This is a genomic window from Pseudoalteromonas sp. S1612 (genome assembly GCF_005887175.1).
GTDB classification, from domain to species: Bacteria; Pseudomonadota; Gammaproteobacteria; order Enterobacterales; family Alteromonadaceae; genus Pseudoalteromonas; species Pseudoalteromonas undina.
Genome location: NZ_PNDH01000043.1, coordinates 25,717 through 49,969 on the forward strand (window position 1 = coordinate 25,717; position 24,253 = coordinate 49,969).

At 39.7% G+C, this 24,253-nt stretch carries 20 protein-coding genes; 10 read left to right on the plus strand and 10 right to left on the minus strand.

Going from position 1 to position 24,253, the window contains the following annotated elements; all coding sequences use genetic code 11:
• The first annotated feature begins 12 nt into the window (after positions 1-12).
• Both CWB78_RS14685 and CWB78_RS14690 read left to right on the plus strand, forming a co-directional pair.
• Positions 13-810 (plus strand): DUF6671 family protein, encoded by a 798-nt coding sequence (locus CWB78_RS14685; protein WP_138596226.1) that lies wholly within the window; start codon positions 13-15, stop codon positions 808-810.
• Between the two features lie 8 nt (positions 811-818).
• Positions 819-1,826, plus strand: a complete 1,008-nt coding sequence (locus CWB78_RS14690) for an L-threonylcarbamoyladenylate synthase (RefSeq protein ID WP_138596228.1) — start codon at positions 819-821, stop codon at positions 1,824-1,826.
• Between the two features lie 2 nt (positions 1,827-1,828).
• On the opposite strand, the gene CWB78_RS14695 is transcribed toward CWB78_RS14690, so the two are convergent.
• A complete protein-coding gene (locus CWB78_RS14695) occupies positions 1,829-4,084 on the minus strand; it encodes a bifunctional diguanylate cyclase/phosphodiesterase (protein WP_138596230.1) in 2,256 nt (751 codons plus the stop codon).
• 430 nt (positions 4,085-4,514) lie between these two features.
• On the opposite strand from CWB78_RS14695, the gene CWB78_RS14700 reads away from it, so the two are divergent.
• Entirely contained in the window at positions 4,515-5,000 is a 486-nt protein-coding gene (locus CWB78_RS14700) for a hypothetical protein (RefSeq protein ID WP_008114385.1), read from the plus strand.
• A 36-nt stretch (positions 5,001-5,036) separates the two neighbouring features.
• Here CWB78_RS14700 and CWB78_RS14705 read toward each other — a convergent pair whose 3' ends face one another.
• A complete protein-coding gene (locus CWB78_RS14705; RefSeq protein WP_138596232.1) occupies positions 5,037-6,242 on the minus strand; it encodes an anhydro-N-acetylmuramic acid kinase in 1,206 nt (401 codons plus the stop codon).
• Positions 6,243-6,394: 152 nt separating this feature from the next.
• On the opposite strand from CWB78_RS14705, the gene CWB78_RS14710 reads away from it, so the two are divergent.
• The 3 genes from CWB78_RS14710 to CWB78_RS14720 all read left to right on the plus strand — a co-directional run bounded on the left by CWB78_RS14710 (position 6,395) and on the right by CWB78_RS14720 (position 8,756).
• Complete coding sequence (locus tag CWB78_RS14710) at positions 6,395-6,901, plus strand: GNAT family N-acetyltransferase (RefSeq protein ID WP_055011550.1); 507 nt, start codon at positions 6,395-6,397, stop codon at positions 6,899-6,901.
• Between the two features lie 160 nt (positions 6,902-7,061).
• Entirely contained in the window at positions 7,062-8,090 is a 1,029-nt protein-coding gene (gene curA, locus CWB78_RS14715) for an NADPH-dependent curcumin/dihydrocurcumin reductase (RefSeq protein WP_138596234.1), read from the plus strand.
• A 48-nt stretch (positions 8,091-8,138) separates the two neighbouring features.
• Positions 8,139-8,756, plus strand: a complete 618-nt coding sequence (locus tag CWB78_RS14720; protein WP_138596236.1) for a glutathione S-transferase family protein — start codon at positions 8,139-8,141, stop codon at positions 8,754-8,756.
• A 49-nt stretch (positions 8,757-8,805) separates the two neighbouring features.
• On the opposite strand, the gene CWB78_RS14725 is transcribed toward CWB78_RS14720, so the two are convergent.
• The 4 genes from CWB78_RS14725 to CWB78_RS14740 form a co-directional block, all read right to left on the minus strand.
• Entirely contained in the window at positions 8,806-10,341 is a 1,536-nt protein-coding gene (locus tag CWB78_RS14725) for an HD domain-containing phosphohydrolase (protein WP_010389475.1), read from the minus strand.
• Between the two features lie 19 nt (positions 10,342-10,360).
• Positions 10,361-12,475 (minus strand): ATP-binding protein, encoded by a 2,115-nt coding sequence (locus tag CWB78_RS14730; protein ID WP_248527144.1) that lies wholly within the window; start codon positions 12,473-12,475, stop codon positions 10,361-10,363.
• A 203-nt stretch (positions 12,476-12,678) separates the two neighbouring features.
• A complete protein-coding gene (locus CWB78_RS14735) occupies positions 12,679-13,347 on the minus strand; it encodes a response regulator (RefSeq protein ID WP_010389477.1) in 669 nt (222 codons plus the stop codon).
• Complete coding sequence (locus tag CWB78_RS14740; RefSeq protein WP_055011555.1) at positions 13,340-14,665, minus strand: DUF4118 domain-containing protein; 1,326 nt, start codon at positions 14,663-14,665, stop codon at positions 13,340-13,342. The genes CWB78_RS14735 and CWB78_RS14740 overlap by 8 nt, the downstream gene beginning before the upstream one ends.
• A 281-nt stretch (positions 14,666-14,946) precedes the next feature.
• Between CWB78_RS14740 and CWB78_RS14745 the strand changes: the two genes are divergently transcribed.
• On the plus strand, positions 14,947-15,600 hold the full coding sequence (locus CWB78_RS14745) for a potassium channel family protein (RefSeq protein ID WP_054201435.1): 654 nt from the start codon (positions 14,947-14,949) through the stop codon (positions 15,598-15,600).
• Between the two features lie 2 nt (positions 15,601-15,602).
• Complete coding sequence (locus CWB78_RS14750) at positions 15,603-16,967, plus strand: TrkH family potassium uptake protein (RefSeq protein ID WP_075170059.1); 1,365 nt, start codon at positions 15,603-15,605, stop codon at positions 16,965-16,967.
• A 31-nt stretch (positions 16,968-16,998) separates the two neighbouring features.
• Here the strand turns inward: CWB78_RS14750 and CWB78_RS14755 are convergent, their stop codons facing one another.
• From CWB78_RS14755 to CWB78_RS14770, 4 genes are all read right to left on the minus strand, one after another.
• Positions 16,999-17,301, minus strand: a complete 303-nt coding sequence (locus tag CWB78_RS14755; RefSeq protein ID WP_010389482.1) for a YkgJ family cysteine cluster protein — start codon at positions 17,299-17,301, stop codon at positions 16,999-17,001.
• Positions 17,302-17,454: 153 nt separating this feature from the next.
• Entirely contained in the window at positions 17,455-17,862 is a 408-nt protein-coding gene (locus CWB78_RS14760; protein WP_010389484.1) for a substrate-binding domain-containing protein, read from the minus strand.
• Between the two features lie 11 nt (positions 17,863-17,873).
• Positions 17,874-18,947 (minus strand): porin, encoded by a 1,074-nt coding sequence (locus CWB78_RS14765; protein ID WP_010389486.1) that lies wholly within the window; start codon positions 18,945-18,947, stop codon positions 17,874-17,876.
• Between the two features lie 106 nt (positions 18,948-19,053).
• Positions 19,054-20,994: a RecQ family ATP-dependent DNA helicase gene (locus CWB78_RS14770; protein WP_138596238.1), complete on the minus strand. Its 1,941-nt coding sequence runs from the start codon at positions 20,992-20,994 to the stop codon at positions 19,054-19,056.
• A gap of 234 nt (positions 20,995-21,228) precedes the next feature.
• On the opposite strand from CWB78_RS14770, the gene CWB78_RS14775 reads away from it, so the two are divergent.
• A complete protein-coding gene (locus CWB78_RS14775; RefSeq protein WP_010389488.1) occupies positions 21,229-22,533 on the plus strand; it encodes an NAD(P)/FAD-dependent oxidoreductase in 1,305 nt (434 codons plus the stop codon).
• Positions 22,534-22,696: 163 nt separating this feature from the next.
• Positions 22,697-24,196, plus strand: a complete 1,500-nt coding sequence (locus tag CWB78_RS14780; RefSeq protein ID WP_054201440.1) for a phospholipase effector Tle1 domain-containing protein — start codon at positions 22,697-22,699, stop codon at positions 24,194-24,196.
• The last annotated feature ends 57 nt before the right edge of the window (positions 24,197-24,253 follow it).

Below are 24,253 nucleotides of genomic sequence, written 5' to 3' on the forward strand. Positions count from 1 at the left end.
CGAGCATGATCAATGTTAAATGCCGTCATAGCCACTAAACATAAAAAAGCACCTCTGATCGCCCCTGCATTAAAGCCACTTGGCTATAATGTGGTAACAACCAATCTATTTGATACCGACACGCTAGGGATGTTTACTAATGAAGTGCAGCGTGATTGCAGCGCCCAAATAGCGGCATTAACAAAAGCTCAACGCGCATGTGAACTCACTGGCGAGCAATTTGGACTTGGTAGTGAAGGCAGCTTTGGAGGTGGGCCATACCCTGGGTTAATGAACTGGGACGAAGAAGTAATCTGTTTTTACGATAAACATACAAATATCGCTATTTATGGACACGCTGGCGGGCCTTTTTCACCCAGCAGCTTAACCATTAACAGCGAGACTAATGTTGAATCAATTATTGCTGCATGCCAGCGTTATAAAGAGCAACACTGGATACTTGATGACACTCAAACACTTTATAAAGGGCTAAGCTTTGAAGGCTTGGTTGCTTTATTTAAAGAGAAAGCGCCCAAAGCCGGCATAATCACGCCTGATTTAAGAGCTATGTATAGTGGGCAACGCCAAGCTATTATTCGCCTCGCTGCCGAGGACTTAGCAAGGCGGTTGGCATCAAAATGTCCACAATGTCAGTGTGCTAACTTTGTTGCCAAACAACTCACTAAAGGCTTGCCCTGTGAGCTGTGTAACATGCCCACACAACAAGTAAAATCAACAACGTCTTTGTGTGATAGCTGCGGCTATAACTATATTGAAGCTAATGAAAAACACGTTGCCGATGCAACATATTGCCAGTTTTGTAATCCTTAAGAGTTATTATGACATCATTACAACCCACTCAATTATTAAATACTGAAGAGCGTATTAACCAAGTCGTGGCACTATTAAAAGCCGGCGAATGCGTTGCCTTACCCACAGAAACCGTTTATGGCTTAGCCGCAGATGCAACTAATAGTGATGCTGTAGCGAAAATATTTACCGCGAAAGGACGCCCAACAAATCACCCGCTCATTGTGCATATTCCCAATCAGTCGCATGTGCACCGCTGGGCAAAAAATGTAAATAAGGCGGCCATCACACTTGCTGATGCATTTTGGCCCGGCCCACTCACCCTAATTTTAAATGCTAAAGATGATTTAAACAGTCCGGTAACAGGCGGCTTGCCCACCATTGGACTTCGCGTGCCTGCGCATCCTGAGTTTTTAGCGGTACTAAAACGATTAAATACTGGTCTTGCAGCTCCCTCGGCTAATCGATACAAGCAGTTGAGCCCAATCAACGCAGCTCATGTAATGCGCGATTTGAATGATCGAATTAGTGCGGTATTACAAGGAGGTGAATGTAATGTAGGTATTGAATCGACCATTGTCGATGCCAGCTCAGAGCAGTTACGCATATTACGCCCAGGGCCAATTTCAGCAGCTGATATTCTGCAAAAAACCGGACTGCATGTCAGCACACCACATTCACATAACGAAGTGGTACCGGGTAATGTAAAAGCGCATTATCAGCCTCATGCACCAGCCATGTTGGCTAATACTGAAGATTTCGCTAAAATTTTAAGTGAAAGATCTCAGGGTAAAAGTCACTATTTAACCTATTCGACTCAAGTGCAACAGCAATTATTAGCGAGCGACATTCCATCCGAACGTATTACTAAGCTAAGTAGTTGCCCTATTGAATACGCTAAAAATATGTATAAAGCACTGCATCTTATTGATGAGAAAACACCATTGAATATTTATATCGAAAAACCGCCAATAGGCAGTGAGTGGGCTGCAGTGAATGACCGACTTAGTCGTGGCACCACAGTATTTGTAGGATAAAGTTAATTAACCGTTAGGTATTCAATAACAGTGGCTGCAGCCACTGGTTTATAAAAGTAATACCCCTGAAAGCGTTTACAGCCAATATCCACTAACATATCAAACTGTGCCTGTTCTTCCACGCCTTCAGCTATAACACTTAAGTTATGGCTGTTGGCAATGGCGATAATACTTTGCACCATACTGTTAGACTTAGGGTCTATTAAAATATCATCTACAAAGCTTTTATCTATTTTCAGTTCATCTATGGGTAAGCGCCTTAATAAACTCAGTGATGAATAACCTGTACCAAAATCATCCATCGAGAAGCGTATCCCTCTAGATTTTAAGCTATTTATCGTATCAATCACATGCTCAAGGTTATCCATAAACAGTGACTCTGTAATTTCTAAGATTATACTTTGCGGGGCAACATTATGGGTTTCTATGCTTTGCAATAATGTTGTAATGAAAGCACTGCTTTGAAATTGCATCACTGAAATGTTGATTGCTAATTCAAGAGGGGTATCGCTGTGTTGTTGCATCTTTGCAAATTCACTAATAGAACGCGCTAAAACAAAGTCACCTATTTTAAATATTAAATCACTTTGTTCTGCAATAGCAATAAACTCGGCAGGTGAAACCATACCCAACTCACCATCATGCCAACGAATAAGTGCTTCCATAGCATGGATTTTTCCCTGTTCATTCACTTGGCACTGATAGACCATAGAGAATGATTGTTCACTTAGCGCTACATTTAATCGCTCTTCTACTTTTAAACGGCGCAAATAAGCTTGTTTTATATCTGCATGGTAATGGCACAGCCATTGCCCTGTATCTTTTGCCCATTGATTAGCCAAATGCGCACTGCGGACCAGCTTACTTTTGGTTATGCCATGCTCTGGGTAGTTGGCCACACCGACACTCATATTTAAAGGACGTTCGGTATTTTTGGTTTCATATTGTTCAATAGAAGATGCTAATATTTGTTCAAAAGCGTGCCTATTTTGCTCATCCGATAAATGCGGTGTAATAATGCAAAACTCATTACCACTGTTTCTAAAAACTAGGTATGGAACTGCGAATGTAGCTTGCAACATTGCGGCATAGGCTTTAATTGCCTTATCGCCATACTCCATACCAAAGCGATTATTCATTGAGCGTAAATTGGTAATGTTTATGATTGCTAGACTAAAAGATGTCTCTTTTTTTGCTTCAAAGCTATCACGCAGTGCTTTTCGATTGGGTAACTTTGTTAAATCGTCGTTCCGAGAAAGGTAAAACAGTTCATCAACTCGTTTTTGCTCAGCACGAGCAATAAACCTAAAACCAAAATATAACACCGTACAAATCAGTAAGTAGATTAAAAAGTACCAGCATACCTTCCAATAAAAGACGTTTTTTATTGGCTGCATTGCCCGATTTGAGAGTGTCCATAATTGATAGCGATTATCAAATTTTGCAGATGTTAAATAAGGCTTACCACCTACATGTGTATCAATACTAAACACCTCTTCTGAGGATTTAAATATTTCTTTATCCTTGCCTGTTTGCTTTATCAAAGCATTATCAGATAACCCTAATGCCTGCTTAATTTTGGTTTTTGTATAGCTAGCTATATCTGCATCTTTTACGGAACTGTATTGAATAAAACCATCAATTTCTCTTGCTAGCATTATGTAATCGTCACTATTACTTTGCAAAATATTGAGGTATTTAGCGCCTCTTGATACCGCCATCCCTGCAGTCATTACAGCAATCACAGTGCCACTTTTGTCTCGTAATGACTTCCTTATTGGAATAACCCATTCTTGTAACGATTGATTAAAATAAGTTTGCCCTAACACCATTTTGTCTGAGCTAAGGGTTTGTGAAAAACTTTGGCGGGTTTTTTCATTTTCTTTCAGATTAATCATTGTTGAGGCATTTAAATTTGAGCTGTAGTAAATAATTTCCCCTTGGGGATTAAACAGTCCAAAGCCTAATAACACGGGGTTTTCTAGTAAAATATTGTCGAGAAGTTTAATTGTTGATGTTTTTTCGGTTAAGTTATTGTTTGAAAGGATGTCTCTGCCAATTAAATCCAGCATAAGTTCTTTATTTCTAAGGGTGCTTTTAAGTGCTTGCGCAGAAAATTCGACACGGTTTTGGGAGCTTGTGCGGTATTCTTTTTCGATATTTCGCCATTCATAAGCCAACAAAACGCTTAATAGGACTAGACCGCCCAATAGCAAAAAACAAAAGAGTTTCCATAAATTATTTTTTATTAGTGCCATCTAATTTCTCACAACCCGTTTGGTAGTGTGTTATGTATTTGGGCCCTTAAATGCACTTTATGGCTAGCTTGGTTTTTTTTCAAGCTATTTTATTGCAAAGTTGAGAAAAACACATAAAAAAACGCCCATTATTTAACATTAAAAATAAAATAAATTAACAATAAAGTTGGTAAGTGTTTTATTTTATTGTTAAGACAAGGCTCGTATACATTTGAACCCGGTAAACTGTATTTACGTTTATCGCAGAGGTTATTGAGCGACTATTATAGTTTATTTATTAAATATAATATTGATTTAAAACAATAGCTTTAGTTATAAACTGCAAGTCAAATTAACCCTTGCATCAAGCGCTTTAGTTTAGTCATAATTTTGCAATAATCATCAGCGATAATAGCTGCATTATTAGTCAACAAAGCTTTATAAGACCCTCATGAGCGAATCTATGGTGCAATTAACCTTTGCACTACCGTCATTTGAAGATCCAATGTCTGCGGCATTAAGCCACAGCATGGAATTTGAAACGCTGTCATTGCATGCTAATAGCCAGCATCAAATTGCTTTGCAATGCGTTTTGCCTGAAGCGGCCCATGAAGGCGATATTATTTCGCTGAGCGCAACTTTACCAAATGCACGAGCAGCTCAGTACTACACAGAAAAAAAGCTCAATCAATTTGATTTAGAACAGGGACGGGTCACGCTTAGGTTGAACCAAATAGCGCATAGTCGTGGTTTTGTAATGCAAATGATTTTGCACGGTAAACACGGCACGTTAAAAAATAGTTTGCAGTTCGATATGCATATTAACCAATTTGGTAGTGGATATACTATACCAGTAACTTCGATTACCCCACCAAAGCCGCACCGCGTTCGTCAGTACCTCGCCAGTATGGGAACAGCTTTAATCTCACTTTTTTAGCTCTTGTTATAAATTTTACCATTAAGCTTTAATTAGTTAATCAGCAAAGCTCACTTTACCCATAGTAATATCTAAAATTCCACCTCTTTTATTTTTAGCACTTTGTCGCTGCCCTGCTAAACATTCGTTTGCCAAAATAGCAAACAGCACCGCCTCTTTGGCATCAGGGTGAACACCTAAATCATCAGTATTCTTAAACGCCTTAATATTTGGGCAATGTATTAGTAATTGCTCCATCAATAATGGATTATGAATACCTCCACCACTGGCATATACCACACAGTTTTGAACCCCTTTAGCACAGTCATTTAACGCCCTAGCAATCGTAGTCGCAGAAAGCGCATTTAATGTCGCCAACACATCTTCATGGCTTAAATCTTGGGTTGCGGTTTGGGCTTGGGCTGCACGTAATAAGGCTAAATTAAACACCTCAGGTCCTGTTGTTTTTGGCAGTGGTAATTTAAAAAACGCATTATCGCTGAGCGCTTTTAGCAGTATTACATTTACCTTGCCTGCTTTGGCAAGCTTTGCGCCCTCATCATAATACATTCCTTTAAAGTAATACTGTACGTAGGCATCCATAATGGTGTTACCTGGGCCTATGTCGCTACTAAACACGCTACTAGCATCACCGCTTTTAGGTAAAAACGTTAAATTAGCAATGCCACCCATGTTTAATAAAATGCGGTTTTCGTCAGGGCTGGCAAAAAATAAATAATCGCCATACACGGCCAGCGGCGCACCTTCTCCACCAGCGGCAATATGCTTTTGCCTAAAATCGCCAACAGTGGTAATGCCTGTAGTAACGGCTATTTGGTCACTATCACCTATTTGCAAGGTGCCATGTTTAAAGTCATGATGGTTATGCTGCGACTGCGGACAGTGATAAATAGTTTGCCCGTGGCTTGCAATGGCATCAATACTCGCAGGATCAATTCCCCATGCAATTAAACACTGATTAACCATCTCGCCATGGAGTTTGCCCACCCAAGGATGTAATAAAGTCAGCACTTCTAAATCGCATTCGCGCTTAGCAAATACCTGCTTTATTTTAGTTTTATATTCGTCGTTATACTCAACCGTAGTAAAATTTAACACCTCTATTTGTGTATGCAAACCTGCACCGGTTATTTTACATAGCGCTACATCTAAACCATCCAAAGAGGTGCCACTCATTAATCCAATAATTAAACGGCTGGGCTTTTTAGCGCTATTATAAAGGGCTTCGATATGAGGATGCATAGAGACTCTGTCTGGGTGTTTTTTTACATTTTAAAAGAGTTTTAAGCAAAGTTATACCTGTATACACTTTAATTTTAATGAATTTTTTTTCATTGTTTAAGCGTTTAAAGCTTGCTAAGTTATTGGCTGATAATAACAAACTCATTTGTAGCATGATCACTTTACGAGCATTTAAACAACACGATACCTGCCAAATAGTCACCATTTTGAACGATCAACAAGTAGCTCGCTATTTGTCCTCTAAAATTCCATTTCCTTATACTCAAGCAGATGCAAACTGGTGGGTAAACGAAGGAGCAAAATGTGGCATCATTAAAGCTATTGAAGTTGATGGCCTATGTGTTGGTTGTATTGGTGTTATCCCTGGTGAGTTTGAGTATAGCCGCAGTGGCGAAATAGGTTATTGGCTTAGTCAGCAATATTGGGGGCAAGGTATTATTACCCAAGCCATAGAGTTGATTACTAAAGAAGTGTTTGAAAGTACTAACTTAAACCGTATTCATGCGGCTGTATTTGCTGGTAATGTTGGCTCAATGAGCGCGTTGCTTAAAAATGGCTTTAATAACGAAGCTATTTTAAAGAAAGCAATTTATAAAAATGGTCACTATTTAGATAGCCATGTATTTAGTGTGCTAAAACAGAGTAATTGTTCTAATTAAATTCTTTCGACGGTTGAATTAACCACCTCTCGCCCAAAGCTCGTGTATCAAGGTACAAATCTTTTCTACCTATCCGCGCATTATTGTTGAGCAATGTATAGTTTTAAAGCTTAAACATTCGGTATATAGGTCGTTTTTTCACTCTATCATGGAGATTTTTATGTCCACAACCAGTCGTCAATTTACTTTAGCATCACGCCCACATGGCGCTCCTACCAATGAAAATTTTGAACTTAAAAACGTAGAGTTACCATCATTAAAAGATGGTGAAGTATTGCTGCGTACTATTTATTTATCACTAGACCCTTATATGCGTGGCCGCATGAGCGATGCTAAATCGTATGCCGACCCTGTAGAAATTGGTGATGTAATGGTTGGTGCAACGGTTTGCCAAGTCGAATCATCTAAAAATGATACGTTTAGCGAAGGCGAATGGGTATTAGCATATACAGGCTGGCAAACTTACGCTATCTCAAATGGCGAGGGCTTAATGTCATTAGGTAAAGAGCCAACAAATCCGTCATACGCACTTGGTATTATGGGTATGCCTGGCTTTACCGCCTACATGGGATTACTAGATATTGGCGCACCTAAAGCGGGTGAAACCGTTGTTGTTGCAGCAGCTACAGGCCCAGTAGGCGCAACGGTTGGTCAAATAGCTAAAATTAAAGGCTGTAAAGTAGTAGGCGTTGCCGGAGGCAGCGAAAAATGTGCACATGCTGTTGAAAATCTAGGCTTTGATGCCTGTATTGACCATAAAGCAGATGACTTTGCCGAGCAGTTAGAAAAAGCATGTGAGCAAGGCATTGATGTTTATTATGAAAATGTGGGCGGAAAAGTGTTTGATGCCGTATTACCTTTGCTTAATACCTCAGCACGCGTGCCTATCTGTGGTTTGATATCGCAATATAATGCCACCAGCTTGCCTGAAGGCCCTGATAGATTAGGTATGCTAATGGGACAATTGTTAACTAAGCGTATTAAAATGCAGGGCTTTATAATTTTTGATGACTATGGCGATCGTTATGACGAATTTGCACAAGACATGCAAACGTGGCTACAAGACGGAAAAGTTCAATACCGCGAACATCTTGTAGATGGTTTCGAAAAAACCATCAGCGCGTTTAACGACATGATCAGCGGGAAGAACTTTGGTAAAACCGTAGTAAAGATTAACAGCCCACTATAATAACATTCAGGCTGTGTTGTAATTCAACACAGCTCAATAAGGAAGAAAATGATTAAACTACACCACTTAAACAAGTCTCGTTCTAAACGTATTATTTGGTTATTAGAAGAGCTTGAGGTTGATTACGAAATTGTTGCTTATCAGCGCAATACTGAAACTTTTTTAGCCCCTGATGAGCTTAAAAATGTGTATCCGCTGGGCAAATCGCCAGTTATAGAAGATGATGGCTTAGTGATCGCCGAGTCTGGCGCTATCACAGATTACCTGATCACTAAATATGGCAAAGGTAAGTTTGCACCAGTCACAGGTACTGCAGAATTTGTAGACTATCAACAATGGCTTCACTTTGCAGAAAGCTCTGCAATTTTACCTCTCCTGCTAAAAATGTTTGTCCAGAAAGATGGTGCTAAAACGCAATTTTTAGAGGGCTATGCCGATGCTGAAACCGCTAAAGTAATTAGCTACTTTAACAGCCGCCTTGAAGGCAAACGTTATTTAGTGGGCGATACTCTCACTGGTGCCGATTTTATGATGTCGTTTATTGTTGAAATCGTTAAAAACGCTGGCCAACTAGGGCACTTTAAAAACCTAGTTAAATACGATGAGCAATTACAATCTCACGAAAAGTTTCATACTGCCAACGAGCTTGAAGCTAAATACGATTAATTTTATGTTCGCTTTGATTGTGGCTAACGCAATCAGAGCGGCAACCTCGTTACTCAGGCCTGTCTAAATAAATTTGTTTAAACGCATTAAAATTCAATTCAAATAATTCAACCAACGTCGGATCGAAATGATTACCTGCGCCTTTAATTATTTCCGCCTTTGCTTCATCCATGCTCCAAGGCTCTTTATAACAACGACGACAACATAACGCATCAAATACATCAGCAATCGCAGTAATTCGCCCCTCTAAACTGATCTCTTGCTGTTTTTTTGCGTGTGGATAACCAGCTCCATCCCAACGTTCGTGATGATCAATTGCAATGTTAGCAGCCATATCAATTACAGGATTAGCTGTTCCTTTGAGGATTTCCCAGCCTTTGGTGGTGTGCTGTTTCATAATTTCCCATTCATCAGCATCCAATTTAGCTGGCTTATTTAAAATTAAATCTGGAACTCCCACCTTTCCTACATCGTGTAACTGTGCTGCTAAACTAATTTTATCGCAGTATGATTGATTTTGATTATTTAGCTGCGCTAATAGTTTTGCATATAAACCAACCCTGATTACATGTGAGCCTGTTTCTTTGGAGCGTGACTCCATCGCTCCTCCCATCAGTGAAATAGCCAGTTGCTGGGTTTCTTCAATTGAATTAGCTAATAAGAGGCTTTCAAAGGTCAGTACTACATTACCCAAAAATAAATCTACTAGCTGTTGAGCTTCTTTTTTTACCGGCTGCAGCGACTGAAACGCTAAGATGGAATCTAAACCTTTTTGCGAATGATGAAAATAAACATAATGATCTTCTGCTATAAAATTCTGCTTAGTTTGCTTTGCCCTTAAAAAATACTCTTGATGTTTTTGTGGAATACTGTCAATTCCATTGCCCGTGAATAAATGTATGCCAGAAAGCTCTCCCTCAATCATCTGCAGCTTTTCATCTAACTGACAGATACCAAAGACCTTAGGCGCATCAATATACAAATTGGCGGAGCTCATATTCAGTACTAGTTTTAGCTCTTCCATTACAACAGAGGTAAACTCAACCAAGTCACCAATTTGGGTAATAGTAGAAATTGCTATTATTAGCCTTTTTAAGTTGTGCCGATGGTTTTGTAGCATACAAATATCGCGATAGGCGCGCAAAGAGGTATAAAAAATCAATTCAAGATCTTGGCTTTGCAGTTGGCTCTTCGCTTTATAACCATCAATATCATAATCGCGAATAACACTGCGCTCTGGCGCAACCCCTGGCTGACCTGTGCGTAAAATAATTCGGCTATATACATTTTGTAAGTCTTGGCGAACAAATCGTGCAAAATCTAATCCTGCATGCTCAGTTTCCATTACTACATCTAATAAAATTAATGCATAGCGCTCTGAGCTTTGTAGTTTCTCTCTGGCCTCTGCCGCACTGTAGACACTATGTAATTCAATAGGTCGTTGCTCAAATTCAAAGCGCTTCATTGCAAGTTGAGTTACTTGATGTACAGATTCATCATCATCAACCACTAAGATTTTCCATGGTTCAACATGCTTGCTGTCGACCGCTTGTTTTACAACTTCATCATCTTGTAACCAATCCATAAACACACTCTACTAGTTATTAATTCGGTAGCGTTAAGGGGAATTGAATAAAAAAATAAACTCCCGTTGATTGTTTTTCCTTTATAAAAATTTGCCCCTTTAAGCGATGTACAACAAGGTTGTACACAATGTTCATTCCTAAACCACTGCCACCACCTGCTCTATTTGTGGTGTAAAAAGGATCAAATACTTTTTTTTCTGCCTCTTCAGTCATGCCTCTTCCGTTATCTTGATAATGAATGCAAACAGAATCTGAGTAGTCTATATGAACACTTATTTGCCCTTTTTGGCTGCCATTTTTAAAACCATGAATAATTGAATTCATTACTAAATTAGTGAAGATTTGTGCTAAAGCACCAGGATCAGAATACACTTCAGGCTCAGGCTCTTTCGCACTAATAGTAATGTCAACGGGTGTTGCTTTGAGGGTATGGTAAAGGCTTTTTTGCACCTCATTTAAATAACTACTTATATATAAATTACGTAATTCTTCGGTTGTTTGATCAACCGCAACACGTTTAAAACTGCTTATTAAACCTGCGGCGCGCTGCATATTTTTTAGTAAAATGTCACAACTTAAATCAACTTCACTAATAAACTCACTAAACTGCGTTTTACTCAAGGAGCCAGAAGCCACCTTGTTTTTAGTTTCAATCAGCATTTCTCTTAAATGCGACGTCGCAGTTACGCAAACACCTAGCGGCGTATTCACCTCATGGGCTACACCACTAACTAAACTTCCAAGTGACGACATTTTTTCTGCTTCAACAAGCTCTTGCTGAGTGCGACGAAGCTCTATGGTTTGCTCAACTAGAGCCTGCTCTGCCTCGTGGCGTTTACTCGACATTAAATTAATAGAATCACTTAAACGATCATAAGGACCACGCTTTGAAACTGTTTTAGAAAAATCACCTGCTGCAATCGCAGAGCAAACCTGATCAATATCTTTACTGGCTTTAATTAAACGCTCAAAACTTCTAAACATAGTGCCAAGCTCATCATTTTGAGTCATATATTTTTGAACATGAATAGATAAATCGCCATTAGCTAACTGTTCAACAGATTTAATGGCAATATTAATACGCTTAGTTGTTCGGTTAATAAAATACCAAAAGAGTAAAAAAACCAGTAATACACTTGCAAAAGCCGCTGCCAATAATGGTTTAAATTGCGCTTGAATAGGCCCAATAATATCCGCTTCAGAGCGGCGCACTATCACTGTCCAATTACCAGTGGCAACCTTGGCTTTATCAAAATAGAAAACCCCGGAATCAAAAGGATCGTTCGCAGATAGTATCTCTCTTTCTTGCCCCTGTAACTTTAGCTGTTTGGCTATACTTGCGTAATCTGTATCTAAAATGGCCTTCGTTTTTAATCCTGAATGATTTAATGTCGTTGCAATCACGTTGTCGCGTTGACTGAGTAACAAAACATCTATTTTTAATTGCTGCTTTATGGTTTGCAAGAATTCAGTGATGTCAGCGAGCGCTCTATCTACGCTTGCCATACCGACAAATTTATCATTAATGATAATGGGCGAACTTTGTTCAACCAGCATTCTTCCCTCGTAAACATAAGGCTCAGTGATCATCGTCTCTGTATTGCCATCACGTAAAAACTGTTGGCGTACTCCCTCATAATAAAGACTAGATTCCATATCCACCAAGGGCTCAAGTAACAAGCGTTCAGAATCATTAAAGTCACGATGCCAATAAGGTAAAAAACGACCGGTTTGATTTACATAAACGCCTTCTTTTAATGACGGAGCATTAATATAGGCTTGATCTTGATTATCGGCATTAGGCTCATAACCAAAAGAAGCCCCCACGAATGAAGGATTCATTTTAAGCACTGCACGAACAAAATTAATACTTGCCTCTCTATCACCAAACAACCCATTTTGCTGTGCTAAGGCCATAATTTCGGTAGTGCGTACTGCCAATTGCGTCTCTTCATTTACTTTTGCAGAAATAGTATCGGCGGTCTGACTCAAGTTAAGCTTTGCTTGCATAACAGCCTGATTAAGGCTGGTTGAATACCAGTAACTCAAAATACCCGCGATGATGAGCATAACGGGCAATGCCAAATACAGCAGCATTTTTCCTTGCAAAGAATGTATGAGTGTTAGTCGCATAATTTTAGGCTTAAACAAGCAAGCCAATGTCCTGAGGATTTGAAGTAGTAAGCTTAAAAATTAGACTATAAAAACTTTCTAGGCAAATGAATTGTGTAGAAATAAATGTGAAAGCAGGGTATTAAAATACCAGCTGCCTAGTAGATAAGATTGTTAAATAGGGTATGGTTTAAAGACAAAAACACTCTGCAAAACTTTTATTTTTAATCGGCCAATCGATAACCCACAGCTGGTTCAGTTAAGATATATTTTGGACTAGCGGGGTTAGCCTCTAATTTTTGTCTGAGCTGTGCCACATGGACTCGTACGTATTCAGGACGGTCTATGTACTGCGCTCCCCAAATATGGCTTAAGATTGCATTATGGGTGAGTACTGTATTTTTATTTTGAAACAGTAATAAGAGTATTGCGTACTCTTTTTTAGTGAGTTTTATCTCATTCCCAGAAGAGGTTACTCTGTGCTTTTGTGGATCTATTTTTATATTCCCGCAGGTAAATGCCACACTCGGCTGGCTCTGGGTACGTAATAAAACCCGAATCCGGGCTAGCAACTCATTGGCGCTAAACGGTTTGGTAATATAGTCATTTGCCCCATTATCAAGCGCAGTGACCTTTTCAACTTCGCCATCTCGAGCTGATAGCACTAAAACAGGTAAGGCACTCCATTGTCGAAACTCAATTAACCAGTCTTGACCATCCATGTCTAGCAGGCCTAAGTCTAACAATACAAGATCGTAACTTTGCTCACTTAAACGTGCAAAACCATCTAACCCTTTATCACAAATACTTAGCTCGTAACCACTGGCTTGCAACAAGGTTTTTAAAAAGCTTTGTAGAGGGGGAGAATCTTCTAATATCAAGATTTTAGTCATTACTTTTTTCCCAGATTAACTTTGCGTGCGCCATATTTGTTTCGTTATTAATTGTTAATGTAAATGTGCCCTGGTGAAATTTAGCAACCACATCACAAATAATGCTGCCTAACCCAACGCCTTCATCGCTACTTGTTTGCCCTTTAATTACCAAGTTATTAGTTAGAAGTAACTGATAAACTACCTTTTGCTGATTAGTACTTTGCGTAAATTCAACGCTCACCTTTTTATCACCATAACGCCATGCATTTTCGAGCATATTAGCCAGCGCAATTTCTAACAAAGTCACATCCCCTTTGCATGTTGTCTGAGCGTCTATATTGGTATTTATGATAAAATCAGTGAGTTGCTGCTGTCTTCTAGCTTTAGCTTCACTAAGTAGTGCTTGTAAGTTTATTGTTTGCCAACTTAGATTTTCACCCATTTTATTAACTCGGCTTAACTCCATTACTTTATCAAAGTGCTCATTTAGTATTTTACTTTGCTCATAAATATTACTCGCTTGCTCTTTTATCACGCTGTCACTGAGGGTAATCTCATCATCTGCAAGCATGCTCGATGCGCCCATAATAGTCGCCAGTGGTGTGCGTAAATCGTGAGACAAACTGCGTAAAAGTGCATTTTTAGCGCGCTCTAATTCCGCTTGCACCGAAATAGCAGCCGACTGTTGGCGTAATAACGTTTTTTCATGTACCTGATAAAGAAGCGAAATAGCGGTGTCCGCAAAGGATTTTTGCCCTTGCGTTAACCGTTTAGTAAAATTAAACCCGCCCCAGCTAGGGTTAACTTCACTAAGCAATATAAACTCACTATTGCCCTGCGATGCTGCAGGTATAAATGTACAAGATGCGTTTAAATGCTTGCTGATCCGCTGCACAAAGTACTTTTTTTGTTCATCCAGCGTATCTAGGCTGTTTAAGTCTTTGGCCAGTTCGTACAAGGTGCGACTATTACTTGCATGTAATTGCACATCCCTAACTTTAGTACTGAGCTCCCCTGCCAATTGGCTGATCACAAAACCAACAATCAGCATAACCATAAAGGTTACTAAATATTCTATGTTTTCAATATGAAAAGTAAAATTAGGGGCAACAAAAAACCAATCTGTACACGCCACACTCACTAAGGTGGTCAGTATGGCAAGACGACGATTACTGCGCACAGCAACCCAAGTCACCCACAATAACTGAAGCATCACGATATCGGTGGTAGTAAACCAATTACGTACAGGGTAAATGGCAATAACCACAATTAATGGCATTATTACTGCCAAAAACAATGCGTTATACCAACGTGGTTTAGCCTCTGCCTGATTCATTAATTATTCCTCTAACATTTGAGAACCTAGATTACTGCCTTTTCGATATTGCCTCTATAAAGTTTTTATAAAGTTTTTTATCTGATTCGTTAAATCTTTATAAAGCTTTTAACGCCTACCTACATTGTTACTTTAATAACTCATATTCTAACTTCAGCAGAAGGAGTAATACGTATGTTGGGTTGGATAAAAATAGTGATGCTTACAGCCTATGTATTAACTGTTTATTGACCAAATGAACTTTACCACTTCTCTCTTTTAACTTTAATTTAGGTATCAACATGGCACATTTTACAGTGATCGGATTGGGTCGATTTGGCATTGCAGCAAGCCTTGAGTTAATTCATTTAGGGCATACAGTCACTGGGGTTGATAGTAACCCTAAACTAGCTGAAAAATATGTTGAGCATTTATCTGAAACCGTTGTTTGCGACTCCACTGATGAAGCCGCACTTAAAGAGCTTGATTTAGCGAGCAGTCAGGCCGTTTTAGTGGCAATAGGAGAAGACATGCAATCGAGCATTCTGTGCACCCTTGCATTAAAAAACCTAGCTGTTAAGCAAATATGGGTAAAAGCGAGCACTAAAGCCCATCACACAATTATTTCTAAATTAGGTGTAACACGCATTATTCATCCTGAAGAAGAAATGGGCGTGCGAGTTGCACAAGCGCTTAATTACCCTGTAGTAAACGACTATATTTCCTTAGGCAATGGCATATACGTTGTTGAAGTAAGTATAAAAGCGCACTTACATAAAACAAAACTAGGGCATTTACTAAAAGAAATGAAACGCACTGTAGACCCATTATTGGTTAAGCGCGCCAAGCAAACGTTTGCCAAACTTGATGATGACTTTGAGTTACTTACCTACGACACTTTACTGTTATCAGGTAGCCGAGTCGAATTAAACTATCTAGCTCCAAGGCTTTTATAATCATGGTTTTATGGCATCCCCTCAAAACGCCTATTGAGCGAAAAGTCAGTGGGCATAAAAAACTCAATGCGGCTCCACCGCTTATTTTATGTTGCAGTTTTTTAATATTAATAACGCTTGGGGCATTGGCGTTAAAACTGCCTTTTGCAACCTATGAGCCTATTTCATGGATACAAAGTGCGTTTACAGCAACCTCTGCGGTGACTGTAACTGGACTGGTTGTCGTCGATACCGGTTCAGTGTTTACTCCTTTTGGACAAGGCGTTATTGCGCTATTAATTCAACTAGGCGGTCTAGGTTTAATGACCTTTGCGGTTGTGACTTTAATGGCACTGGGTAATAAAGTTGGCTTTATTCAAAAAACAGTGACTAAAGCTGCTTTTAATCAAACAGATACATCTACTTTGGTAAATACCGCTAAGTCTGTTTTGCTGTTCGCGCTAATCGTTGAATCTGTAGGCATTATTATTTTAACGCTGTATTGGCTACCCGAAATGGGCTTACAAAAAAGCTTTTTTCATGCACTTTTTTATACTATTAGCGCTTTTAACAATGCAGGGTTTGCATTAAGTCCTAACAGCTTAATGCAGTATGTAGAAGACCCCGTTGTAAATTTAACAATTACCTGTTTGTTTATTATTGGTGGCCTTGGCTTTACCGTATTAACAGATTTATATAAGTCAAAGCGTTGGGCTAAGCTCAGTCCCTACAGTAAATTAATGCTGATCAGCACTGTTATTATTAACGTTATTGCATTGTTGCTTATTTACGCAATTGAATACGATAATCCAAAAACACTGCAGCCGTTATCTGAAGTAGGTAAATGGCTAGCAGCTTGGTTTCAAGCCGTTACTCCCCGTACTGCGGGGTTTAATACCATTGCTATTGAAGAATTAAAAAATGCCAGTACCGCTTTAACTATGATGCTTATGTTTATCGGTGGCGGCTCTTTGAGTACAGCAAGTGGCATAAAGGTCGTTACATTTATCGTTTTAATACTAGCAACCTATAGCTACTTAAGACGTGACAAAGGCGTCACCGTGTTACGCCGAGAAATAGACAAAGATTCAGTGTATAAAGCATTAGCCTTAACCGTTATTTCAGCGGGAGTCACTTGGTTGGCTATTTTTACATTACTGGTCGTTGAAGATGCACCTTTTTTAGATGTTGCTTTTGAAGCGGTATCTGCACTGGGTACTGTAGGGCTTTCACGCGGTTTAACGTCATCGTTATCACCGCTGGGGGAGTTTATCATTATGTTTTTAATGTTTATGGGCAGAATAGGCCCGCTCACTCTCGCCTACTTTTTAGCAAGTCCACGCACTAAAAAACTAAGATACCCAAGCGCGCAACTCTCTATTGGTTAACAACACTAACGCGGGTTAATCAGCCCGCATTTTAAATACCCGCTAATTCACGTTCGGTAATACACTCATCAGACGCCATTTCGAATTCTCGACACGTTAATGGGCGATTTTCGTAAATAGTACACATTAACGTATTTCTATCGAGTGCTTGGCACCAACCATCGTCGCCGCGCTTCATTACTTCGCTGCCCCATTTATCGTAATCAATATACTGAAAAGGGACACCGGTATCACTAACAATACGCACTTCTAATTGGCAACAACACGCTTGGCAATTAGCACAAGTGACGGCGGTTGTATCGATATTTTCAACAGCAATGATTGAGTTTGACATACAGACTTTTGATAAATGGTATACAACCTATAGGATACACGAGCGAGGCAGCGGTGACAGTAAAATAACTGTCAGATTTTAAACATCGTCATATGTAATTAACCAATTACTAAAAAAGCGTGCTGGTTAATCAGCACGCTTATTAGTTGTAGATTAAAAAGTGAAAACCACTTTAACGTTATCCGAAACAGCCGATGAAGAAACAAAGCCAATGGTGTCAGGGTTCGCTGCGACCATTTTGATTACTTCACTGTCATTTTCTAACTCTTTAGGCGGTGTGCCCTTTCCTGTAAAAATCAGTTTTGACCAATATGCTTTTAACTGAGAAGACGTTTTATTGAGTAATTTACTATTAAATTGCTCGGTTGCAGCACTGCTTGATTCTTGAGATATTGGAATGATCTTATTGCCATTGCTAAATGACTTTTCTTTTCCTGTATAAATTCGACTAATAACAGACTCATCAAAACTACTTTCATTTGAAGGATGCACGATAATAGCAAATTCTGCATAGGCGAAGTTAGTAAACAAGAATATTACACATAATATTAATTTTTTCATTTTACTTCTCCTTAAAATACAACATCAACACCAAGGGTGATTGCTTTACTATCACCGGCCACAGCTAAATCAAACGAGTCATCTTTAACTCTATCGTATTGCACTTTAAATGCAGCTGACGGATGAAAATCCCACCTAACACCAACAGCAAATGTATTATGCTGCTCTGTATCACCCTCACCTTCTTGTTCAAAGTCTGAAAACATGACATAGGGTGTAATTGAATCAAAACGATAGCCCGCACTGATCATATAAGTATCGAGATTACCATCTAGGTCTAAGCGGTTCAGTTCACTTAAAACAAAAAAATCACCAAAATCAAGGTTTGCAGCTAAGCCATAAAATTTACCATCTCTACTGTCTTTACCATCCCACAAAACGGGTTCACCCGCGCGAAAACGCTTGTTGGTATATTGCATGTGGGTCACTCTTAGTTCGAGCCAGTCACGATTAAGTAACAGTACGCCGCCTAACATATCTTCCCAAATTTCTCTTGTCGGCTCTTGAAAGAAGAAGTCTGACAACAGCTTGTTATCGTCATCATCTTCTTTACCGGTATAAATGTTCGCGGATACTCCCCAGTCACCTACAGAGCCTGAGTAAAGTAAATTAACCCCCTCGTAGTTAAATACTTGCCATGTATAATTGTCGGCAGGGGCCCGCATCCATACATATGCATAACCTACATCGAAAAAGTCTGAGTAGTAAAATAGTGGTAAACGCTTCTTACCAGCTTGAACAGTCCAATTATCGTTAATATCGTAAGAAATATAAGCCCATTCAAAATTTGCCTCAAAGTCGTTAACTCCTCTGGCAACTAGCTGACCAGTTACAGAAAGGCCTTCACCTAAGTCGCCTGATACCTGTAATCCAATCAAAGACTCTGGCGAAAAGGATAAATCTTCAGTGTAGGCACTTACATTTGGGTAGTCCGCTAGAAAGGTTGGTTCAACGCCATATTGCGGGACACCGGTGCCACTGAGCACTTTACCCGCATTAATACTCGCGAAACCTGAAATATTAATTTCAGCATAACTACTTGCTGATACAAATACCCCCAATAGTATAATTTTTTGCAGTTTCATTGATCACCTCATTATTATAATGGCCGTCATAGCCAAATTGAGTATAGTTAAGCGAGAAAAAGAAACAAAAAATTAACACTTTTTATTTTATACTGATTTTTTAATATTAATTAGGCGCCGACCTTGATAGCAATATTGCTTTAATTTCGCTGTAGCGCTGTTGCTCACACAATGCAAAACCACTTAGTTGGCGTACTTTATTGCGTGCAAATAGCGGCACACTCATTCCCGCCAAAAACCGACATTGGGTTTCAATGCCAACATTATGCACCCCTTTCGTTGCCATATGCGCCAAAAGCTCATCCACCTTTTGATATATAAGCGCTGTATCAATTTTTGCAGGAGTGATTGAATATTCAAGCTTGACCGCATGTCCACGGCACACACTACAATGCCCACATTGCTGTGGCGCATTCGCATCATCAAAGTAACGGGCTAAGTTATAGCTTAAGCAAGATTGCAGCTCAAAAAAGCGCACCAAAGCAGCAATCCGTTTTATTTCAGCTTGCTCTTTATCGGTAAAGTAATCATGTAACTGCTGGGCAAGTGCAGGGTTATTAATCACCTCGCTATGCACTTTGTACACTTGAGTAATACGTTTGGTTTCAAGGGTGATAAGGTTTTTTTCTGCTAAGTAATCAAGTGCGGCTACCACACGTTTACGGTCAACCTGTGCGGCTTGCGTTAGAGAGTCAAAGTTAAGTGTACCCCATATTTTTTTAAAGTCGGTATGGCTAAATATTTGCGTTAAAAAAGCTTGGCGCTGCTGATCAAACTGATTAAGCAACTCATTTTTATCAACTAGAAATTTATACTTAAAATCGGCGTAGTACGCATATTGCGGGGTTATTGCACCTTGCATTTCCAATTGTACCAGTAAGGTTTTAAGGGCAAGCTGGCGAATATTACTCTCGCTCGATAAGCTATATTCTTGCATTTCCCATTGCTGTTGAGCTTGGCGAATATCGTTAATAACATATTCAATACCGCTGAGCTCTGGGGTATCGCCGTACACAAAGTTTTCGACTGTATTTAAGCCATCTAGATTAGCCAGCGTATAACAATTCGATGGGTTGCCATCACGTCCTGCACGGCCAATTTCTTGGCTGTAGTTTTCAATTGATTTAGGTAAATCGTAGTGAATTACAAAACGAATGTCTGATTTATCAACCCCCATGCCAAAGGCAATAGTGGCGACCACTACATTTATTTTTCCCGCCATAAAATCATCTTGAATTTGTCCGCGTAGGTTGTCTTCAAGCCCTGCATGATACGCCACCGCCTGCAGGCCCTGTGCGCTTAACATATTGGCCACTTGTTCAGCACTTTGCTGCAGCGTGACATACACAATACCGGGGCCGGTTTGCGTACGGACAATTTCAGTAAGCTCAGTATTTTTATCAGCCGTTTTAACACTCAGCACATTTAAATCTAAATTAGCGCGATAAAACCCCGTTTGCACAATGCATTTTGGATCAATAGCAAATCGCTCTGCCATATCGCGTTTAACTTTTTTAGTCGCGGTGGCGGTTAATAGTAGCACTAACGGAATATTTAGCTCTTCACGGTAACGCGGTAATTTTAAGTAATCGGGTCTAAAGTTATGACCCCACTCTGAAATACAATGCGCTTCGTCTACTACCAACATAGAAAGTGCCACTTGGCTAATAAATTCTCTAAAGCGTTCGTTTTTAAAGCGCTCAACTGACACCATTAACACTTTAATTTTACCACTGCGCACGTCGTTCATTACGGTACTGCTTTGCATTTGATCTTGGCTTGAATCAAGACTTGCGGCATAAATGCCTTTACTGTTTAAAAAACTTATTTGATCTTTCATCAACGCTAATAATGGCGATACCACCAAGGTTAAATGCGGTAAATGTAACGCAGTAAGTTGATAGCACAAGGATTTACCCGATCCAGTTGGGAATATAGCCAGTGATGATTGGCCATTTAGCAATTGCTCTATGGTTTGTTGTTGCCCTGCTCTAAACTGATTAAAACCAAAATGTTGCTCAAGAGACTGAACTAGCGAGGTACTCATAAAAGCGTCCTTTTTATGTCGGTGCCCATAAATACTGTAAATGCGCAGTAGATGAAATATTTGCATATCAGTATACAGCATATCGTTGGATTTATTGCTGACATATCCTTCAATTAGGCGCACACTATAGTCCTATAAAAGCATGCTTTGCCAAAATAATTTTTTGATACCCAAGTCATTTTAAAAATCAACGTACAGAAATTGCTTCGGTATATTATTTTTAAGGGCATAGTCATGGACAAAACCATACCAAAAATTGTCATCATAGGCGGTGGCGCTGGTGGGCTGGAGCTAGCAACTCAATTAGGGCACAAATTAGGAAAGAAACAACACGCAAATATATTACTCATTGATAAAAACCGCACTCATATATGGAAACCGTTATTGCATGAAGTAGCAACCGGCTCTATTGATGCCGATTTAGATGGTGTTGTATACTCAGCGCATGCGGCCAAGCACCACTATAACTTCCAACTTGGTACCTTTTGTAACCTCGACAACAATAATAAAACCATTACCTTAAGCCCTCTATATGACGAGTTAGGGCATCAAATATTACCTAAACGAACCGTTCACTATGATCATTTAGTTATTGCCATTGGCAGTGTCAGTAACGACTTCAACACCCCGGGTATTAAAGACCATTGCTTTTACCTTGATTCAAACCAACAAGCCGAGCGTTTTCAACACGCCTTACTAGATAACTTTACTCGCCTTCATCAAGACGACGACCCATTGCATTCATTAAACATTGCTATTGTTGGCGGTGGGGCAACTGGCGTTGAGCTCTCAGCTGAGTTGTATCATGTTTCTGATTTACTCAAAATATACGGTTTAACCAATATGTCGGCGAAACGCTTGCACATACATTTGATTGAAGCGGGTCCCAGAATTTTACCTGCCCTGTCTGAGCGAATTGCTAGCTCAGCCAAACGTGAATTATTAAGATTAGGGGTTACCGTACGAGAAAACACCCAAGTTAAACAAGCAACCGAGCATGGCTTTATCACTAATAATGACGAGCAAATAAATGCGGATATTATGGTGTGGGCAGCAGGGGTAAAAGCCCCTGACTTCATTAAAGAGCTAGACATATTTGAGCTGACACGTAGCAATCAAATAAAAGTGAATGATTACTTACAAAGTAGCCTAGACCCTCAAATCTATGTGCTTGGTGATTGCTGCGCGTTTACCCAAGACGATGGGACGCAAGTGCCGCCACGCGCACAATCGGCTCATCAAATGGCGCAATGCGTTGAAAAAAATCTAATTGCTACATTACGTGAGCAGCCCCTGAAAAAGTTTGAATATAATGACCATGGCTCACTGGTAAATTTATCGCGATACAGCACGGTGGGCAGCTTAATGGGTAACCTAACCAGTAGTAGCTTTTTTATTGAAGGTAAAATTGCCCGCTTTATGTATATTTCACTATATAGAATGCATCAGCGCGCTATCCACGGCAGTGCCAAAACCTTTGCTTTGTGGATCAGCGAAAAAGTACTGCGTGTTGTTCGCCCAAAAATGAAATTGCACTAAATAACCTGAAATCCGGATAATAAATCCATCTCAAGCAGATTTCAGGTTAAATAGTTACATCAGTCGCGGTAATAAATAAGATTAAACAAATATTTATTACCGCCGTCTTTAATTTTTCACAATTCCCATATAAATTTACATAAACCACTCACGGAATTTAGTAATGACCTTTAAAACGCTTATTTTTAATTTTGATGGTACCGGCAGTGAACCCCGCGACGCAGACCAGTTTAGTACAGAGCATTTTAAAGAAGACGCCAGTATTTCTAATATTCTAAAACTACACTTATTGCTCGGCGGTAAACTTGATGATTCACCCACTACCCCATTTTCACAGCAATTAAGCTTTTATTACCAAGGCATAGGCACCAAAGGGAGTCGTTTAAAACGAATTTTAAATCAAACACTTGCCCCACGTTCTGAAGATGTGGCCAGCATTTTGACTCAGGCTATCACAGATTTTAAGCAGCATTATCAAAGTGGCGATACTGTTCTACTTACCGGTTTTAGCAGAGGCGCTGCATTAGCAAGGCGTTTTGCTAAATGCCTAGAGCCATTAATAAATGAGCAAGTATATTTGTGTGTTTTTGACACCGTGGCCTCAATTGGCCTGTCAAAGATAAATAAAGCGACCCGTGGCGCAGAGCATGTGGTTTTTGAAAACCATACTATTGCCAATAATGTCGCTGGGGCCCTGCATTGTGTTGCGCTTGATGAGAAACGACGGGCCTTTGAGCCCACATTAATGAATCAACAAGCTAACATTACCGAGCTGTGGTTTGCAGGAGCCCACTCCGATGTAGGAGGAGGCTACTATCGCGATGGGCTTGCCGATATTTGCCTGCGTTATGCGCTTGAGTGGCTCATTGCTCAGCCGCTATCGGTTTCGTTATTAACCAGTCATGACATAGACTATGAAAACCTTTTACCTGAGAGTAATTTGGTTGCCCAAGACGATGTGACTGTTATTCCCGATCCACTGGCGCTAAGTCATCAACAAAATTACTTTTGGTTAAACCCATTTTTCAAGCTGGTTGATAGGCAGTGCTGTGTATTAATTAACGATGAAATTAGCCACAACGCTCCATTAATACATCACAGTGTTGCACAGCGAATTAATAAACTAACCAGCTATCGCCCTGAATCGTTAAAAAATATACATTATAAAATGATTTACAGCGATGACAGTACACTAAACTTTATGGGGCTAAGTGCTCATATAATGCTCGCCAATCAAAATATGAGCTTATTGAGTGTTAATCAAAGCAAAGATGTAATGGTGTACGCTAGTGAAGCCTACAACGCTACCGGCTTAATGCTTGCCCAAGATGCAACGTATCGCTTTACTCCTTACCCTAACCAATTTTGGTATGACGATGGTGTAAAGTGCCCTCCTTCCGGCTGGCATCGCGATAATGTGCAACTCGGCGTTAAAGAAATCCCTATGGCATTACTTGAGCCATTTAGGCGTTTAGCCACGGCGCAGTGGTTTAGCTTAATAGGAACAATTGGCCAAAGCGATGACCATGCATTTGAAATTGCCGAAGGCGTTGAAATAACCATTAAAAAATCAGGAGAATTTTGTCCATTTGCTAATGATTTAAGTCGTTTTTATGGGGCGAATGCTGGCAGAATAAAGCTCAAGGTAACACGCTTAAGCTGATAAAGTGCCCTAATAATCAGTGCACTTTATACTGCAAAGTGCACTGAGCTAGGGATA

Excerpts from the sequence above, each read along its gene's own strand:
- CWB78_RS14690 (WP_138596228.1), top strand. The coding sequence starts at position 819 with ATGACATCATTACAACCCACTCAATTATTAAATACTGAAGAGCGTATT.
- CWB78_RS14780 (WP_054201440.1), top strand. The coding sequence starts at position 22,697 with ATGACCTTTAAAACGCTTATTTTTAATTTTGATGGTACCGGCAGTGAA.
- CWB78_RS14750 (WP_075170059.1), top strand. The coding sequence starts at position 15,603 with ATGGTTTTATGGCATCCCCTCAAAACGCCTATTGAGCGAAAAGTCAGT.
- CWB78_RS14710 (WP_055011550.1), top strand. The coding sequence starts at position 6,395 with ATGATCACTTTACGAGCATTTAAACAACACGATACCTGCCAAATAGTC.
- CWB78_RS14720 (WP_138596236.1), top strand. The coding sequence starts at position 8,139 with ATGATTAAACTACACCACTTAAACAAGTCTCGTTCTAAACGTATTATT.
- CWB78_RS14775 (WP_010389488.1), top strand. The coding sequence starts at position 21,229 with ATGGACAAAACCATACCAAAAATTGTCATCATAGGCGGTGGCGCTGGT.
- CWB78_RS14685 (WP_138596226.1), top strand. The coding sequence starts at position 13 with ATGTTAAATGCCGTCATAGCCACTAAACATAAAAAAGCACCTCTGATC.
- CWB78_RS14765 (WP_010389486.1), bottom strand. The coding sequence starts at position 18,947 with ATGAAACTGCAAAAAATTATACTATTGGGGGTATTTGTATCAGCAAGT.
- CWB78_RS14695 (WP_138596230.1), bottom strand. The coding sequence starts at position 4,084 with ATGGCACTAATAAAAAATAATTTATGGAAACTCTTTTGTTTTTTGCTA.
- CWB78_RS14745 (WP_054201435.1), top strand. The coding sequence starts at position 14,947 with ATGGCACATTTTACAGTGATCGGATTGGGTCGATTTGGCATTGCAGCA.
- CWB78_RS14705 (WP_138596232.1), bottom strand. The coding sequence starts at position 6,242 with ATGCATCCTCATATCGAAGCCCTTTATAATAGCGCTAAAAAGCCCAGC.
- CWB78_RS14725 (WP_010389475.1), bottom strand. The coding sequence starts at position 10,341 with ATGGATTGGTTACAAGATGATGAAGTTGTAAAACAAGCGGTCGACAGC.
- CWB78_RS14770 (WP_138596238.1), bottom strand. The coding sequence starts at position 20,994 with ATGAGTACCTCGCTAGTTCAGTCTCTTGAGCAACATTTTGGTTTTAAT.
- CWB78_RS14755 (WP_010389482.1), bottom strand. The coding sequence starts at position 17,301 with ATGTCAAACTCAATCATTGCTGTTGAAAATATCGATACAACCGCCGTC.
- CWB78_RS14760 (WP_010389484.1), bottom strand. The coding sequence starts at position 17,862 with ATGAAAAAATTAATATTATGTGTAATATTCTTGTTTACTAACTTCGCC.
- CWB78_RS14700 (WP_008114385.1), top strand. The coding sequence starts at position 4,515 with ATGAGCGAATCTATGGTGCAATTAACCTTTGCACTACCGTCATTTGAA.
- CWB78_RS14730 (WP_248527144.1), bottom strand. The coding sequence starts at position 12,475 with ATGCGACTAACACTCATACATTCTTTGCAAGGAAAAATGCTGCTGTAT.
- CWB78_RS14740 (WP_055011555.1), bottom strand. The coding sequence starts at position 14,665 with ATGAATCAGGCAGAGGCTAAACCACGTTGGTATAACGCATTGTTTTTG.
- CWB78_RS14735 (WP_010389477.1), bottom strand. The coding sequence starts at position 13,347 with ATGACTAAAATCTTGATATTAGAAGATTCTCCCCCTCTACAAAGCTTT.
- curA (WP_138596234.1), top strand. The coding sequence starts at position 7,062 with ATGTCCACAACCAGTCGTCAATTTACTTTAGCATCACGCCCACATGGC.